11 protein-coding genes are annotated in these 15292 nt (G+C 65.6%); 8 read left to right on the forward strand and 3 right to left on the reverse strand.

Going from position 1 to position 15292, the window contains the following annotated elements; translation table 11 throughout:
• The first annotated feature begins 178 nt into the window (after window positions 1–178).
• Genes BH683_RS18625 through BH683_RS18640 form a run of 4 tightly spaced genes read left to right on the forward strand, consistent with a single transcriptional unit; the run spans window position 179 to window position 4947 of the window.
• A complete protein-coding gene (locus BH683_RS18625; RefSeq protein ID WP_084837775.1) occupies window positions 179–1858 on the forward strand; it encodes an AMP-binding protein in 1680 nt (559 codons plus the stop codon).
• A 7-nt stretch (window positions 1859–1865) separates the two neighbouring features.
• A complete protein-coding gene (locus BH683_RS18630; protein WP_084837776.1) occupies window positions 1866–2648 on the forward strand; it encodes an enoyl-CoA hydratase-related protein in 783 nt (260 codons plus the stop codon).
• The gene (locus BH683_RS18635; RefSeq protein WP_084837777.1) at window positions 2645–3880 is read left to right on the forward strand and encodes an acyl-CoA dehydrogenase family protein; all 1236 of its coding nucleotides are present in this window, start codon (window positions 2645–2647) and stop codon (window positions 3878–3880) included. The genes BH683_RS18630 and BH683_RS18635 overlap by 4 nt, the downstream gene beginning before the upstream one ends.
• A gap of 11 nt (window positions 3881–3891) precedes the next feature.
• Window positions 3892–4947: an acyl-CoA dehydrogenase family protein gene (locus BH683_RS18640; protein WP_084837778.1), complete on the forward strand. Its 1056-nt coding sequence runs from the start codon at window positions 3892–3894 to the stop codon at window positions 4945–4947.
• A 100-nt stretch (window positions 4948–5047) separates the two neighbouring features.
• Here BH683_RS18640 and BH683_RS18645 read toward each other — a convergent pair whose 3' ends face one another.
• Both BH683_RS18645 and BH683_RS18650 read right to left on the reverse strand, forming a co-directional pair.
• Complete coding sequence (locus BH683_RS18645) at window positions 5048–5887, reverse strand: mycofactocin-coupled SDR family oxidoreductase (protein WP_084837779.1); 840 nt, start codon at window positions 5885–5887, stop codon at window positions 5048–5050.
• Between the two features lie 58 nt (window positions 5888–5945).
• On the reverse strand, window positions 5946–9329 hold the full coding sequence (locus BH683_RS18650; RefSeq protein ID WP_084837780.1) for a pyruvate carboxylase: 3384 nt from the start codon (window positions 9327–9329) through the stop codon (window positions 5946–5948).
• Between the two features lie 260 nt (window positions 9330–9589).
• Here BH683_RS18650 and BH683_RS18655 point away from each other — a divergent pair, with 260 nt between their 5' ends.
• The 4 genes from BH683_RS18655 to BH683_RS18670 are packed head-to-tail and all read left to right on the forward strand — an operon-like array spanning window position 9590 to window position 14146.
• Window positions 9590–11329: a PEP-utilizing enzyme gene (locus tag BH683_RS18655; protein ID WP_084837781.1), complete on the forward strand. Its 1740-nt coding sequence runs from the start codon at window positions 9590–9592 to the stop codon at window positions 11327–11329.
• Window positions 11329–12276, forward strand: coding sequence for a TIGR03619 family F420-dependent LLM class oxidoreductase (locus tag BH683_RS18660; RefSeq protein WP_084837782.1), 948 nt, complete (start codon window positions 11329–11331; stop codon window positions 12274–12276). The genes BH683_RS18655 and BH683_RS18660 overlap by 1 nt, the downstream gene beginning before the upstream one ends.
• A complete protein-coding gene (locus BH683_RS18665; RefSeq protein WP_084837783.1) occupies window positions 12273–13379 on the forward strand; it encodes a zinc-binding dehydrogenase in 1107 nt (368 codons plus the stop codon). The genes BH683_RS18660 and BH683_RS18665 overlap by 4 nt, the downstream gene beginning before the upstream one ends.
• Window positions 13376–14146, forward strand: coding sequence for an SDR family NAD(P)-dependent oxidoreductase (locus tag BH683_RS18670; RefSeq protein ID WP_084837784.1), 771 nt, complete (start codon window positions 13376–13378; stop codon window positions 14144–14146). The genes BH683_RS18665 and BH683_RS18670 overlap by 4 nt, the downstream gene beginning before the upstream one ends.
• Before the next feature lie 94 nt (window positions 14147–14240).
• Here the strand turns inward: BH683_RS18670 and BH683_RS18675 are convergent, their stop codons facing one another.
• On the reverse strand, window positions 14241–15287 hold the full coding sequence (locus tag BH683_RS18675) for a zinc-binding dehydrogenase (RefSeq protein WP_084837954.1): 1047 nt from the start codon (window positions 15285–15287) through the stop codon (window positions 14241–14243).
• Window positions 15288–15292 lie beyond the last annotated feature (5 nt).

The raw sequence follows: 15292 nt of genomic DNA on the forward strand, positions 1-15292 counted from the left end.
GGCGCTGCGTGGCTGTCAGCGCATCCGGCTCGTACGCTGACAACACTTTCAGCGTTCCGGCATTGCGCCCAACAGTACCCATCCGAACTGTGATGTGGGTCAAGTCTGTACATAGTTAGCGAGATTAGATACTGTAGCCGGTGTCAGAAAAGTACGTAACGCAGCGCAGGAGGTAGCCATGTTGCCAACACGGCTACCGAATGCCGAACTTGCACAGTCGTTTCGCGCTGGTGGGCACTGGAGAGACCAACCGATCGGCCATTTTCTCGCCCGCGCGGCCCAGCGCTATCCCATGGCAACAGCGGTGATCGACGGCGACCGCAGGCTGACCTTCGCCGAGGTCGACCTCCAGGCAACCCGGTTGGCGGCCGCACTGCAGGCCCGCGGGGTCACCGCGGACGACGTGGTCTCCTTTCAGCTTCCCAACTGCGCAGAAGCGGTCATCGTCTTCCAGGCCGTGATGAAGATCGGTGCCGTCGCCAACCCCATCGTGCCCATCTACCGGTCCCGCGAACTACGCTTCATCCTCGGTCAGGCGCGGGCCAAGGTCGTGTTCATCCCGGCCGAGCTGCGGGGCGTCGATGTGGGCGAGATGTACCGAGGCCTCGCCGCTGACCTCCCGGACCTCGAATGGATCATCTCGCTCGGGGACGCCTCCGGTGCCGGCAGTCTTGCGGTCACCTGGACAGATCTCATGAGCTCCGTCACGACCCCGATGATCAGCAAGGCCCGGGCCATCGCCCCTCCGGTCGCCGATGACGTCTGCCTACTGCTCTACACCTCGGGCACCACCGCCGACCCCAAAGGGGCGCTGCACAGCCACAACACACTGGTCTACGAAAACCACTCGATGATCGACTGGTTCGGCCTCAACGAGACCGACGTGATCTTCAACCCTTCGCCGGTCACCCACGTCACCGGTATCAACTGCGCGTTGATCCTCCCCTTTCTGCTCGGCGCACCCGTTGTCCTGCAGGATGTGTGGGATCCCGCGGTCGCCCTGCAACGCATCGTCGACGAACGCGGCAGCTTCATGATCTTCTCCACGCCGTTTCTTCGTGGGCTGCTCGACGTCGCCGAATCGACCGGCACACCTACGCCCTCGATCCGGTACATCGTCTGCGGCGGTGCCGACATCCCGGACGCGCTCACCGCTGCAGCCACCGAGCGACTCGGAACGGTGGTACGGATGTACGGCGCCACCGAGGGCCCGTCGGTCAGTACCGCCGATCGTTGGGATCCGCTCTATCTCCGGATCAACACCGACGGGCGGCCGATCGGCCCGACCGAACTCCTGGTGTCCGACGGCAAAGGCGGCCTCGCGCAGACCGGCGACGTCGGTGAGATCATGTGGCGCGGTCCCGACACCTTCCTCGGCTACCTCGAATCCTCACTCAACACCGAAGCTTTCACACCAGATGGGTTCTTTCGTACCGGCGATCTGGGGCGGTTCGACAGCAGCGGCGGCATCAACGTCGTCGGTCGTATCAAAGACATCATCAACCGGTCGGGCGAGAAGATCAGTGCCCACGACGTCGAGAATCAGCTCAGCGAACACCCGGCTGTCGTTGAGGTCGCCGTCGTCGCCGGACCTGACCCCCGGACAGGCGAGCGCGGCTGTGCGTTCGTGGTGACCCGCGATCACCGCGACCTCACCCTCGGAGAAGTCCACTCGTTCCTGCTCGACCGAGAGATCGCAGTCCAGAAGATCCCGGAGAGCGTCTTCGTGGTCGATTCACTGCCCAAGACCGCGAGCGGCAAGGTGCAGAAGTTTGCGCTGCGCGACTGGACCCGCGACCGGGATGCGCTTCCACCGCAGATGTCGGCGATGAAGTTCGCCGCAACACATGAGAAATAGGGGCCGAATGACTGTTCAGACGCCTGGGATCGAACACCTCGTCGTCACCCAGCCGGAACCGGGTATCGCACTCGTCGAGCTGGCCCGCGGCAAGGTGAACGCGATCGACACCCAGATGTACGACGAGATCGCAGAGGTCTTCGACGTCTTGTCCGACAACCAGGACATCCGTGCCATCGTGCTCACCGGCCGCGGCAGGATCTTCTGCGCTGGTAACGATCTCGGCAATTTCCGGGTGATGGATGCGGTCAGCGGCGATGTCGAGATGCGCAGCGTGCGACGCGCGCTGTTCGGGCTGTACGACTGCGCGTTGCCCGTCATCGCTGCGATCAACGGTCCCGCTCTCGGCAGTGGTCTCGCGTTGGCCTCGCTCAGCGACATCGTGGTCGCCTCCGATCGGGCGACGTTCGGCCTGCCGGAGATGGGAGTCGGCGTACTGGGTGGGGGCCGGTTCACCGCCAGGATGCTTCCGCAACAGGCGATGCGCCGCATGTTCTTCACCGCCGAACCCGTCGACGCCGACACCCTACGCAGCTGGGGTGCCCCGATCGACGTGGTGCCCCACGACGAGGTCCTGGAGGTCGCGATGTCGAGGGCGCGCGTCATCGCTGCGAAGAGCCGCTATGCGCTGACCCTCGCGAAACAATCGCTGAACGGGTGCGAAGACGTCGACCTCAAGCGTGGCTACGAACTCGAACAGACCTTCACCGTGAGACTGTCCGAACACCCCGACTCCAAGAAGGCCGTCGAGGCCAGGATCGCCGAGATGGCGAAGGGAAAGAAGTCATGACGCCGGCACCCGGATCGAACAGTTCCGGCGCAGCACAGGTCATCGACCTGGACGCGTTCTCAGAGAAGTGCGTTGCCTGGCTCGATGAGCACCTGGACCGGCGCGAGAGCACGGCGACGGTAGCCGCGGACCCCAATTACGCGATCTTCCACAACCACACCCACGACGAGGAACGCGCGCTGATCGACGCTGCGCGGGATTGGCAGCGGCGCCGGGTCGACGCCGGATTCGGCGCCATCACCTGGGGTCCGGAGTGGGGTGGCGCAGGCCTGACGGCCAGCCATGAGCGCGTGTACGTGGGTCTCGAGCGTCAGTACAACACCCCCGATCGTCACGAGACCGTGCTCGTCACAGTCGAATTGGTTGCACCCACCCTGCACGTATTGGGTACCGAGGAGCAGAAGAAGCAGTTCGTCGAACCGTTCCTTCGGACCGATCTCCTGTGCTGCCAGCTGTTCTCGGAACCGGGTGCAGGATCCGATCTCGCCGGCCTCTCGACCAAGGCCGTGAGGTCCGGCGACACCTGGCGCATCAACGGGCAGAAGGTCTGGAGTTCGGGGGCTCAGTTCTCCGAGTGGGGTCTACTCATCGCCCGGACCGATACCACCGTGGCCAAACACCGCGGGATGACGGCCTTCATGGTGCCGATGGACGCGCCAGGGGTCGATGTGCGACCCATTCGGCAGAGTTCTGGCGGTTCGACCTTCAACGAGGTGTTCCTCACCGACGTCGAACTCCCGGATTCGCTGCGCATCGGTGCCGAAGGCGACGGCTGGAAAGTCGCCCTCACCACGCTCGGATTCGAACGCAATTCCAGTGCCGGAATCGTCAGCGCCGGCGGCAACAGCGCCGATCTGGTGCGCCTGGCCAAGAGCCTGGGCATCACCGACGACCCGCTGGTACGACAGCAATTGGCGGACGCGGTGATCTACGAGCGCGCATCGGCGTTGATGGTGGCTCGCTACGCCGAGCGTGAGCAATCGGGAGCCGTTCCGGGAGTGGAAGGTTCGATCGGCAAGCTGGTCTGGACCCAGAACCTCAAGCGGATCGGCGACGCCGCAGCCTCGTTCCTCGGGCCCAAGATCCTCGCCGACACCGGCGAACCGAACACCTTCGCCTGGACCGAACATCTACTGGGCGCACCCGGCTATCGCATAGCGGGCGGCTCCGACGAGATCCAGCGGAACATCATCGGCGAACGCGGGCTCGGACTGCCCCGCGAACCACGTTAAGGAGCTCGGCAATGCCCCTCGAATTGACGGTCGAACAACGCGACCTCGAATCCAGCCTCCGCTCGTCACTCGCACGCACCGCAGCCGGCGACGACGTGTGGAGTTCTCTGCTGGAGATGGGTTTGACCGAGGTCCCGTTTCCGGAGAACTACGGGGGAGCCGGATTCACCCTTAAAGACACCGCGGTGGTGATGGCCGAACTGGGTCGATCGCTGGGCGCAGCCCCGTACTTCTCATCCGTCATCCTGGCAGGCTTCACCCTGCTGCACGCAGGGTCGGAGGCTGCCAAAGCGCAGCATCTGCCGACGAGTGCCGATGGCAGCGTGACTGCGGCACTGGTATCCGGCTACCCGTTCGCGACGACCTCGGTCACTGCGTCCGATGGTGACGGCGACACACTCGTTCTCGATGGCGCGCAGGAGACCGTGGTCGCCGGAGCAGACGCTGACCTGCTCGTCGTCGTCGCCGAAGGGCCCACCGGCCCGGAATTGGCGGTGATCGCCGGTGACGCCGCCGGCGTGGTGCGCACCTCGCGCGAGTCCCTCGACTTCACCAGACCACTTGCCCGGATCGAGTTCACGGGGGCGACAGCCCACCGCGCGGGCGGAGACGACCTCGCGGCAGGTCTCGCCAGAGCGCAGGCGATCGCCATCACGGCGCTCGCCGCCGAACAGGTGGGGGCTGCGCGCGCTTGCCTCGACATGTCCGTCGACTACGCCAAGACCCGGCAGCAGTTCGGCCGGGCCATCGGATCGTTCCAGTCGATCAAGCATCGGCTCACCGACATGCTCGTAGCGATCGAACTGGCCGAGGCCGCGGTGCTCGATGCCGCCGAAGCGGACACCCGCAGCGACGGCGAGTTGTTCGTCGCTGCCGCGACCGCCCGGGTACTCGCGTCGCGGGCCGCAACCTTTGCGGCCGAGGAGTCGGTCCAGATCCACGGCGGCATCGGCTTCACCTGGGAACACCCGCTGCACAGGTACTTTCGCCGGGCCAAGACGAGCGAACTACTGTTCGGGAACACCGCCGTCCACGCCGACACGGTTGCTGCCGCGCTGGTGCCCTGAATCACACGATCCGTATATACGAAAGACGAGCCACCTGTAGGTGGCTCGTCTTCGTACTCACGGCTCGTGTGTGCTGTGCAGCAATAACGTCAGAGCGCGATCACGGCTTGTTCACCGCGCCCGCATCGACGGAATACTGCGAGGCCGTCACGTAGCGCGCCTCGTCGGAGGCCAGCCAGGCCACGAGGTTGCTCACGTCGCGAGGGTCGATCCACGGAACCGGAAGCAGGTTGGTCACCTTCATCGCCTCGGCGGCGGCGTCGCGGGTGGGATTCGGGTCATCCGGAGAGAACAATCCCCAGGTCCGCTTGTTCTGGATCATCGGGGTGTCCACACCGGTCGGGTGCACCGTGTTGACCCGGATGCCGAAGGGCCCGAGCTCCTGCGCGAGACTCTTCATCAACCCGACCACCCCGTGCTTGCTCGCCGTGTAGTGCGGCGCATTCGCGTAACCCTGCATGCCCGCGGTGGAACTGGTCAGCAGGATGACGCCGCCGCCCTGCTTCTTGAGGTGCGGGATGGCCGCGTGCGCAGTGAAGAAGACGCCCGTCAGGTTGATGTCCAGGACGTCACGCCATGCCTCTTCGGGCATGCCGTCGGCGTCGTGACTGATGAAGATGCCGGCGTTGGCCAGAACGATGTCCAATCCACCCAGTGCAGCAACGCCTTCGTCGAGGGCGGCGGTGAGCGCCGAGAGGTCGCGAACATCGACCTCCCGCGCAACGATTCGCCTGTCCAGCCCCTCGACCAGGCGCACGGTCTCCGCCAGGTCGGCGGGCTCCGCCAACTCATAGAACGGCGTCACGCTCTCGATCGGCCGACAGATGTCGACCGCGATGATGTCCGCCCCTTCTTCGGCGAGACGGATCGCGTGCGAACGTCCTTGTCCTCGTGCGGCTCCCGTGATGAAGGCGACTTTGCCCTCGAAACGACCACCCATGTTCTCTCACTCCTTCACATTGTTTGGCCACGGGCGACATCGCGCCCGCAGCCCTGATCTAGCCGACGACGAGCAACAGGTCTCCACCGTCGACCTGTGCGCCCCGGCTGATCGGGACCCTGGTCACCACACCGGCTTTGGTGGCGGTGATGGTCGCTTCCATCTTCATCGCCTCGATCGAACCGACCGACTCCCCCTGAGCAACGTTGTCCCCCTCTTTCACCGACAGCGTCACCACACCGGTGAACGGCGCCGGTAGATGTCCGGGGTCGTTACGGTCGGCCTTCTCAGCCGAACGTGTGGTCGTCTCGATGCTTCGGTCGCGAATCTGTACCGGGCGCAGCTGTCCGTTGAGGATGCACAAGACGTTGCGCATCCCGTTCGCGTCCGGGTCGGAGATCGCCTCGAGACCGATGAGCAGTTCCACGCCCTTTTCGAGCTGCACCCGATGCTCCTCGTCCTGCCGAAGACCGTAGAAGTACTGGTTGGTAGACAACTGCGAGGTGTCACCGTAGCTGTCGCGGTGCGACTCGAACTCGGCGGTCGGCCCCGGGAACAACAACCGGTTCAACGCCTCTCGCCGCTCGCGCGAGCCGGCGCCGAGTGCGGTGGTGTCCGCCTCGGTCAGCGGGACGATCGCCCGCGGCTCGGCGCGGCCCGCCAGCGCACGCGAGCGCAGCGGTTCGGGCCAGCCACCGGCGGGCTCGCCCAGATCTCCACGTAGGAAGTCGATCACCGACGCCGGGATGTCATAGCCCGCGGGGTCGGCCTCGAAGTCTGCCGCCGTGGCATCCGCACCGACCAGCGACAGCGCGAGATCTCCGACGACCTTCGACGACGGGGTCACCTTGATCAACCGGCCCAGGATCCGGTCGGCGCCTGCGTACGCGGCCTCGATGTCTTCGAAGCGGTGCGCCAATCCGAGCGCGTCGGCCTGCTGCCGCAGATTGGACAACTGGCCACCCGGGATCTCGTGGGTGTAGACCCGACCGGTGGGCGCCGGAAGTCCTGACTCGAACGGCGCGTACGCCGATCGCACTGCTTCCCAGTACGGTTCGAGGTCGCAGACGGCGGCCAGGTCCAGCCCGGTGGCCCGGTCGGTGTGGTCGGTCGCTGCGACGATCGCCGACAGCGCGGGCTGGCTGGTGGTGCCGGCCAGTGCGGCACTGGCGCCATCGACCGCGTCGACGCCCGCCTGCCAGGCCGCGTAGTAGGTCGCGAGCTGACCACCCGGCGTGTCGTGGGTGTGTAGGTGGACCGGCAGATCGAAGTTCGAGCGTAGTGCGGTGACCAGCGTTGCCGCCGCTGCGGGACGCAGCAGGCCTGCCATGTCCTTGATGGCCAGGACATGCGCACCGGCCTCGACCATCTGTTCCGCCAGGCGTAGGTAGTAGTCCAGGGTGTACAGCGTCTCGCGCGGGTCGGCGAGGTCGCCGGTGTACGAGATGGCGACCTCTGCGATGGCCGTCCCGGTCTCCCGGACCGCGTCGATGGCCGTACGCATCTGATCGATGTTGTTGAGCGCGTCGAAGATTCGGAAGATGTCGACGCCGGTGTCGGTGGCCTCGCGGACGAACGCGTGGGTGACCTCGTCCGGGTATGCCGTGTAACCGACTGTATTGCGGCCGCGCAGCAACATCTGCAGGCAGATGTTCGGCATCGCGGCGCGCAACGCGGCCAGACGTTCCCACGGGTCCTCGTGCAGGAAGCGCAAGGCCACGTCGTACGTTGCTCCGCCCCAGGCCTCGACGGACAACAGTTGCGGGGTCATGCGTGCGACGTGCGGCGCCACGGTGACCAGGTCGCGGGTGCGCACCCGGGTCGCCAGCAACGACTGATGAGCGTCCCGGAAGGTGGTGTCGGTGACGGCCAATGCTGATGCGGCACGGAGGTCGGCCGCGAACCCGGCGGGACCGAGTCGGAGCAGTCGATCCCGCGACCCGGGTTCGGGCCGGGACGTCAGGTCGACGTCGGGCAGCTTGTCGGTGGCGTAGACCGACGTGGGCCGTTCCCCGTGGGGCCGGTTCACCGTGATGTCGGCCAGGTAGCGCAGGATCTTGGTGCCCCGGTCTGCAGAGACGTTCTGGGTCAACAGTTCCGGATGCTCTTCGATGAACGTCGTCGTGACGTTCCAGGCGAGGAAGTCGGGATTGTCCAACACCGCTTGCAGGAACGGGATGTTCGTCGCCACCCCGCGAACACGGAACTCCGCGATCGCACGCCGGGACCGCGCGCAGGCGGTGGCGAAGTCGCGGCCACGGCAGGTGAGTTTGACCAGCATCGAGTCGAAGTGCGAGCCGATCTCCGAGCCGACGCCGACACTGCCGTCGAGGCGCACGCCGGACCCACCGGGGGTGCGGTAGGCGGTCACCCGGCCGGTGTCGGGGCGGAAGCCGTTGGTCGGGTCTTCCGTGGTGATGCGACATTGCATCGCAGCGCCGTGGATTTCGATCGAATCCTGGGTCAGGCCCAGGTCGGCGAGCGTCTCGCCGGAGGCGATCCGCAGTTGCGAACCCACCAGATCGACGTCGGTGATCTCCTCGGTCACGGTGTGCTCGACCTGGATCCGCGGGTTCATCTCGATGAACACGTAGTTGCCGTACGGATCGAGGAGAAATTCGACGGTGCCGGCGCAGGTGTAGCCGATGTGCCGGGCGAACTTCACCGCATCGGCACAGATTCGTTGCCTCAGTTCGGGATCCAGCCCCGGGGCGGGCGCGACCTCGACCACCTTCTGATGGCGGCGCTGCAGCGAACAATCCCGCTCGTACAGATGGATCACGTCGCCCGTGGCGTCCGCAAGGATCTGTACCTCGATGTGGCGAGGATCGACGACCGCCTGCTCGAGGAACACCGTGCCGTCGCCGAACGCGGTCTTCGCCTCCCGCGACGCCGCCTCGATCGACTCGCGCAGTTGCTCTGGCTCGGCGACGCGGCGCATCCCGCGGCCACCACCACCGGCAACTGCTTTCACGAACAGCGGGAACCGCATCTGAGCCGCCGCCTCGATCAGGGTGTCCACGTCGTCGGACGGTGCGGAAGAAGCGAGCACCGGGAGTCCCGCGGCGCGAGCGGCGGCGATGGCCTGGGACTTGTCGCCGGTCAGTTCCAAGATCTGCGCGGAGGGACCGACGAACACGATGCCCTCGGCCTCGCATGCAGCGGCCAAGCCGGCATTCTCCGACAGGAACCCGTACCCCGGGTAGACGGCGTCGGCGCCGGAACGTTTCGCCGCCGCGATGATCTCGCCGACCGAGAGATACGCGCGGACCGGATGCCCCACCTCGCCGATCTGGTAAGCCTCGAAGGCTTTCGCCCGGTGCGCCGAGTTGCGATCCTCATAGGGGAAGACGGCAACGGTCGATGCTCCCAGCTCGACGGCTGCGCGAAAGGCGCGAACCGCGATCTCTCCGCGGTTGGCGACGAGGACTTTCGAGAACATGGCGTTCCTCCGGGGTAGCGAGTCAGGGCGGAATGGCAAAGACGCCTCGCGGGCCGACGAGGCGTAGAACAGGGGATGTGAGCTGAGTCTCCCATATTGGAGCACAACTTACTAGATGAATAATCAAGTTACTCGCCAAGCGGTGAACGCGAGAAAAGATCGCCAACTTGCTGCGCAATATCTCTGTACATGTTTCTATTGTGCCGATGTTTCTATAGTGTGACTTGAAATACAGTCCGACAGCACCTCGAGGAGGACTCGTGACGAACGAGCAGAACGCCGACACCTGGATCACCGACTGGGAGTACAGCGAGCGGTACCCCGTGTACACGCGGGCCAACGCAGGAGAGGTGCTGCCGGACCCGTCGAGCCCTCTCAATGTCAGCCTCGTGTGGAACAAGGGCCTCAACATCGGGTGGCGTGAGGGCTACGTCGAGCATCTCGGTACGCATCTGGCCTCCGAGCTCGACGAGGTGATGCCCGAAACGCTCGGCAACTTCGGTGGATACCACTTCACGAATTTCTCGGCGACCGAACTCAACGGCGCCCGCCTGCCCGGCATGACCGTTCCGGAGTGGAACCGGCTGTGGGTCGGCGACCATCCGGACCTCCCCGACTATGTGGAGAAGCCCGGCCACGCCAATGCCGAACTCACCGCACGACTGGCGGAGAAGAGTGCCTGGGCGCTGACCACCGACGAGTTCCCGGAAGCCGAGGAGACGAAGCGACGGGCTGACCAGGCGCGGGCGAACCGACCCGATCTGAGCACCCTGAGTGATCAGCAATTGGTCGATCACGCCCGCTCATTCGTCCCCGACCTGATCTTCTGCTACGCCTATCATCCGGTCACCACCACACTCTCGACAGTCGGCCCTGCGGTCGCAGGCGCCCTGCTGGCCTCGATCGGCGAAGAGGACAAACTCGGTGACCTGCTGAGCGGACTCGGTGGCGTCGACTCGGCCGCCCCGTCTTTCGCGCTGTGGGACATGGGCCGGCTGGTGGCGGGCTCCGAGGAGTTGACCTCGCTCTTCGACAACGGACTGGCCACCCTGCTCGACTCCGTGGATGCGAGCGGCTCTCCCGATGCCAAACAGTTCCGGACGGACTTCGACGACTTCCTCTTCAAGTACGGCTCGCGCGCGCCCAACGAATGGGACATCCGTTCGGACAGCTGGGAATCCAAGCCCGTCCTGGCCCTGCTCGCGATCAACGGGATGCGGCTGAGCCCCGACTCGTCGAACCCCGAACTGATCCGCCAGCGCAACGAGGCCAAGCGGGTCGCCCTGACCGAAGAACTCGCCGCCAAGATGCCCGACGAGGCGACCCGGCAGAGCTTCCTCGACGCCGCCAAGTCGATCACGCGGTTCATGCCGTGGCGCGAGCGCACCAAGACCGCCTGCGTCAAGGTGATGGGCGAGATGCGCACTGCGCTCTATGAATTGGGGCATCGAATGGTCGCTCGCGGCGTGATGGAAGATCACCACGACGTCACGATGCTGCTCGCCGATGAGCTCGATGCCTTCGCGGCCGACCCCGAGTCCTTCAAAGACACCATCGCGCAGCGGCGCGAGCAGTACCTCGCCCTCTTCGATCTCGAGCCGCCGTTCTTCCTCTTCGAGCCACTCCCGCTGTCGCAGTGGCCGAAGCGCACCGAGCACAAAGCGGAGATCGCTGTTCCCGGCGATTCGCTGGCCGGTGTCTCCGGCGCACCCGGGGTGAGCCGCGGCCGCGCTCGGATCCTGCACGATCCCTACGAGGCCGGACATCTGGAAGAGGGCGACATCATCATTGCGCCCCAGACAGATCCGGCCTGGACGCCCCTGTTCGTCTTTGCCGGCGGTGTCGTGGTCAATGTGGGCTCGACCATCACACACTCGTCGATCGTCTGCCGCGAGCTGGGAATCCCGTGCGCGGTCTCGGTGCAGGACGCCACCGCCCGCATCCCCGACGGTGCGATGATCGAGGTCGACGGCAACACCGGAACTGTGACGGTGCTCTAGTGGTCGAGATCGGTCTGACCCTGCCCCAACTCGGTGAACACGTCGACGCCGCGGCGATCCGCGCGTTCGCCACCTCTGCCGAAGAGCTCGGGTTCGCAAGCCTGTGGGTGCAGGAGCACCTGTTCTACCCCGAGGCGAATGAATCGATCTACGGCGGACGGCACACCACCAGCGTGCACCCGGCATACCGTTCGGTACTCGGTGCCACCGAGCTGATGGCTTTCGTTGCCGCATGCACCGACAAGGCGATGATCGGCAGCAGCATCCTGGTCGCCGGCTACCACCGCCCGGTCGAACTGGCCCAACGTCTTTCGACGCTCGACGTACTGTCCGGCGGTCGCCTGGTCGCGGGCCTCGGGGCCGGCTGGTCCGACGAGGAACACGGTCAGATGGACGTCGATCCCCGCACGCGTGGTCGACGGATGAGTGAACTGGTCACGGCCGTACAGGCATGCTGGGGGCCTGACCCGGTCGAGTTCTCGGGCGAGTTCTTCACCATCCCGCGGTCGGTCATCCGTCCCAAGCCCCTCCAGCAACCGCACCCACCACTACTGTCCGGATTACGGTCGACGGCCGGATTGGCCCGCACCGCAGCATTGTTCGACATCTGGAACCCCAGTAGCGGGACCGCCGAGGCCTTGCAACAGCAACTCGACACGATGGCAGGTCTACGTGCCACCGACGCGGCGCCGGTCCGACTCTTCCTGCGCTCGTACCTGCAACGTCCCACCGATGCCGTCGGATCCGGCGGACACGGCATCGAGGGCGTTCGCGGCGACCTCCGTACCGCGGTCGAAGCCGGGGCCGAGCAATTCATCGTGGAGATAAACTTCTGGGACGAGATGCGATCCACCCAGGACTGGGCGGATGCGCCGGCCCGGCTGGCCTCGCTGCTCGAGACCGCCGAAGAACTCTCGACCGACATTTCGAAAGCGAGTGTGTTGTGAAGGCTGCAGTATTCGACGGGACCAGCCCGTCGTTGACGATCGAGAACATCCCACGGCCCGAGCCGCGGCGCGGCGAGATCCTGCTGAAGGTCACCGCCTGCGGCGTCTGCCACACCGACCTGCACGTGCTCAAGTCCGAGGTGAAGTTCCCGGTCCCGGCAGTACTCGGTCACGAGGTGTCCGGTGTCGTCGAGCAGACCGGAGAAGGCGTGGACAACGTCGCCGTCGGCGACCGCGTCGTCTGTAGCTTCATCATGCCGTGCGGCGATTGCAGGCACTGCGTCAGCGGCAAAGAGGATCTCTGCGAGAAGTTTTTCGCGCACAACAGACTGAACGGCACCCTGTACGACGGCGAAACGCGACTGGGCCGTGACGACGGCACTCCGTTGGCGATGTACTCCATGGGTGGGCTGGCCGAATACTGTGTGGTGCCGGCATCCGATGCCTTCAAGGTTCCCGAGGGAGTCGGGCTCGGTGAGGTCTCGATCCTCGGTTGCAGCTCGTTCACTGCCCTCGGCGCGATCAACAACGCCGAACTCGTCCTGGGTGACCGGATCGCGGTCATCGCCGCCGGTGGGGTCGGATCGTCGATCGTGCAGTTCGCGGTCGCGTCGGGTGTCTCGCAGATCATCGCGATCGACATCGACGACGAGAAACTGAAAGCCGTTGCGGCACTGGGTGCCACCCACACCATCAACTCCCGCGCCACCGACGTGGTCGCCGAGGTGAAGGCCCTCACCGACGGCCACGGGGTCGACGTCGCTTTCGAGGCCCTCGGTAACAAGCACACCTTCGCCACCGCGCTGGACATCCTCGACGACGGCGGTCGCGCTGTGGTGGTCGGTATCGCACCGGCAGGCAGCGTCGGCGAGATCGACCTGGCCCGCCTGGTCAGGCGCAAACTGGAGATCCACGGTTCCTACGGCGCCAAGGCCCGCACCGACATGCCCGCCTTGCTCCGTTTGGTCTCGGGCGGGATCGTCGAACCCGAACGGGTCATCACCCGCCGGTACACGCTGGATCAGGCCGATGAGGCCTACCAGGCGCTGGCCCGCGGTGAGATCATCGGGCGCGCGATCATCGAGATGGCCCCATTAGAATGACGGAGAGGGGCATTGTTGCTGTTGTCACCGGCGCAGCATCCGGTATCGGCCGGGCCGCCGTCGAGATCATTCTCGAGCGCGGCGGATCGGTCGTCGCCTTCGATACGACCCCGGAGTCGCTGGATTGGTTGGCGGGCAACGAAAACGCTGTGCCTTTTGTCGGCGATGTCACCTTTGACGTCGACAACCGCGCTGCCATCGAACTCGCCGAAGAGTCGTTCGGCAGGCTCGATGCCCTGATCCTCAATGCGGGGGTACCGGCCTCCGGCTCGATCGAGACCCTCGACATGGACGTCTTCGACCGCTCGATCAACGTCAACCTGCGCGCCGTGGCGCTCGGTGTGCGCGAATCGATTCCGGCGTTCCGGCGCAACGGCGGCGGTTCGGTGGTCATCACCGCATCGGCGACTGCGATGGGCGGTGAACCCAATCGCTGGCCCTATGCCGCCGCCAAGGCAGGTGTGGTCAATCTGGCGCGATCGTTCGCCATCGATCTCGCGAACGACAAGATCCGGGTCAACACCGTCTGTCCCGGTCCGATCAGCACCGGCATGACCAAGCGCATCGAGGAGAACACGCCGGAGCGGTATCAGTCGCTCGCGTCGATGGTCCCTTTACAACGGTGGGGCACCGCCCGTGAGGTCGGTGAGGTCATCGCCTTCCTGGCTTCACCGTTGGCATCGTTTGTCACCGGCGCATCGATACCCGTCGACGGCGGGGCGACCTGCGGCAGTGGGCAGACCATCCCGATCCCCGCACCCGCCTGACCGCAAACGCTCCACCTTTACGAAGACGCGCCACATATTTGTGGAGCGTCTTCGCATTAGTGGAGCGCCTTCGTATTTCTGGACAGTTTGTGGGCTAGCGGCGGGGGTCGACGAGGACCTTGGCGTGTTCGCTGGTTCCCGAATCGAGCTCGCGGAACATCGCCACCAGATCGCCGAGCCCGATCGTGCCGGTGTGCAGCGACTTCACGTCGATGCGTCCGTCCGCGATCAGCCTCATGGTGGCGGCGAAGTCTTCGTGGGAGTACGCGAGCGATCCGATGACGGTCAGTTCCCGGCTCTGCCAATCCCCGTAGCTGACGGACGAATTGGTGCCCGGGTAACCGAGTAGCGCGAGGGTTCCACCGCGCCTGACCAGCTCGGCCGAGGGCTGCAGCAGAGCCGCGACCCCGGTGCATTCGAACAGCACATCCGCGCCGAGCCCGTTCGTGGCCTCGGCCAGCAGCCCGGGCAGGTCGGCAGGCTCGACCACATCGGTGAAGCCGAGCGCTGTCGCCGCCGCCCGGCGCGGAGCCGACGGTTCACTGATGATGAGTCTGCCCGCACCGCCGGTGCGAGCGTGTTGCGCGGTGAGCAGGCCGATCGGTCCCGCGCCTTGGACCACGACGGTCGACCCGAACCGGAGCTGAGCCCGCCGGACCGCGTGAAACGTCACCGTCGCCGGTTCCATCAACGCCGCTTCCTCATCGGACAGCTCGTCGAGCACCGGAATCGCCCGGCGAGCAGACACTTTCAGCTTGGTCGCGAAGCCACCATGGGCCGGGGCGTCGTCGGTGATGCCGTTGGCCTCCGCAAACGCCAGGTCACAGTTCGACGCGTGACCCGCCCGGCACTGTGCGCAGACGCCGCACGCGGGTCCCACACCGGCGACCACGCGCTGGCCGACGCGCACCGTCGTGACGTCGGTGCCGACCGCGGTCACGGTGCCCATCCATTCGTGGCCGAAGACCGCAGGAGGTAGGGCTGCCGACGCGTACCCGTGGGTGTCCGTGGCGCAGATGCCACAGAAGCCGATGTCGACCACCACACCGTCGGGCGCCGGCTCCGGCTCGGCCTCGACCACGGTTTCCGCGACTTCCGGCGCAACCATGTGAACGAACTTGTTCTCCACTGCAGATGTCATGCGAG

Origin of the sequence: Williamsia sp. 1138 (assembly GCF_002095435.2) — a bacterium.
Lineage (GTDB): Bacteria > Actinomycetota > Actinomycetes > Mycobacteriales > Mycobacteriaceae > Williamsia.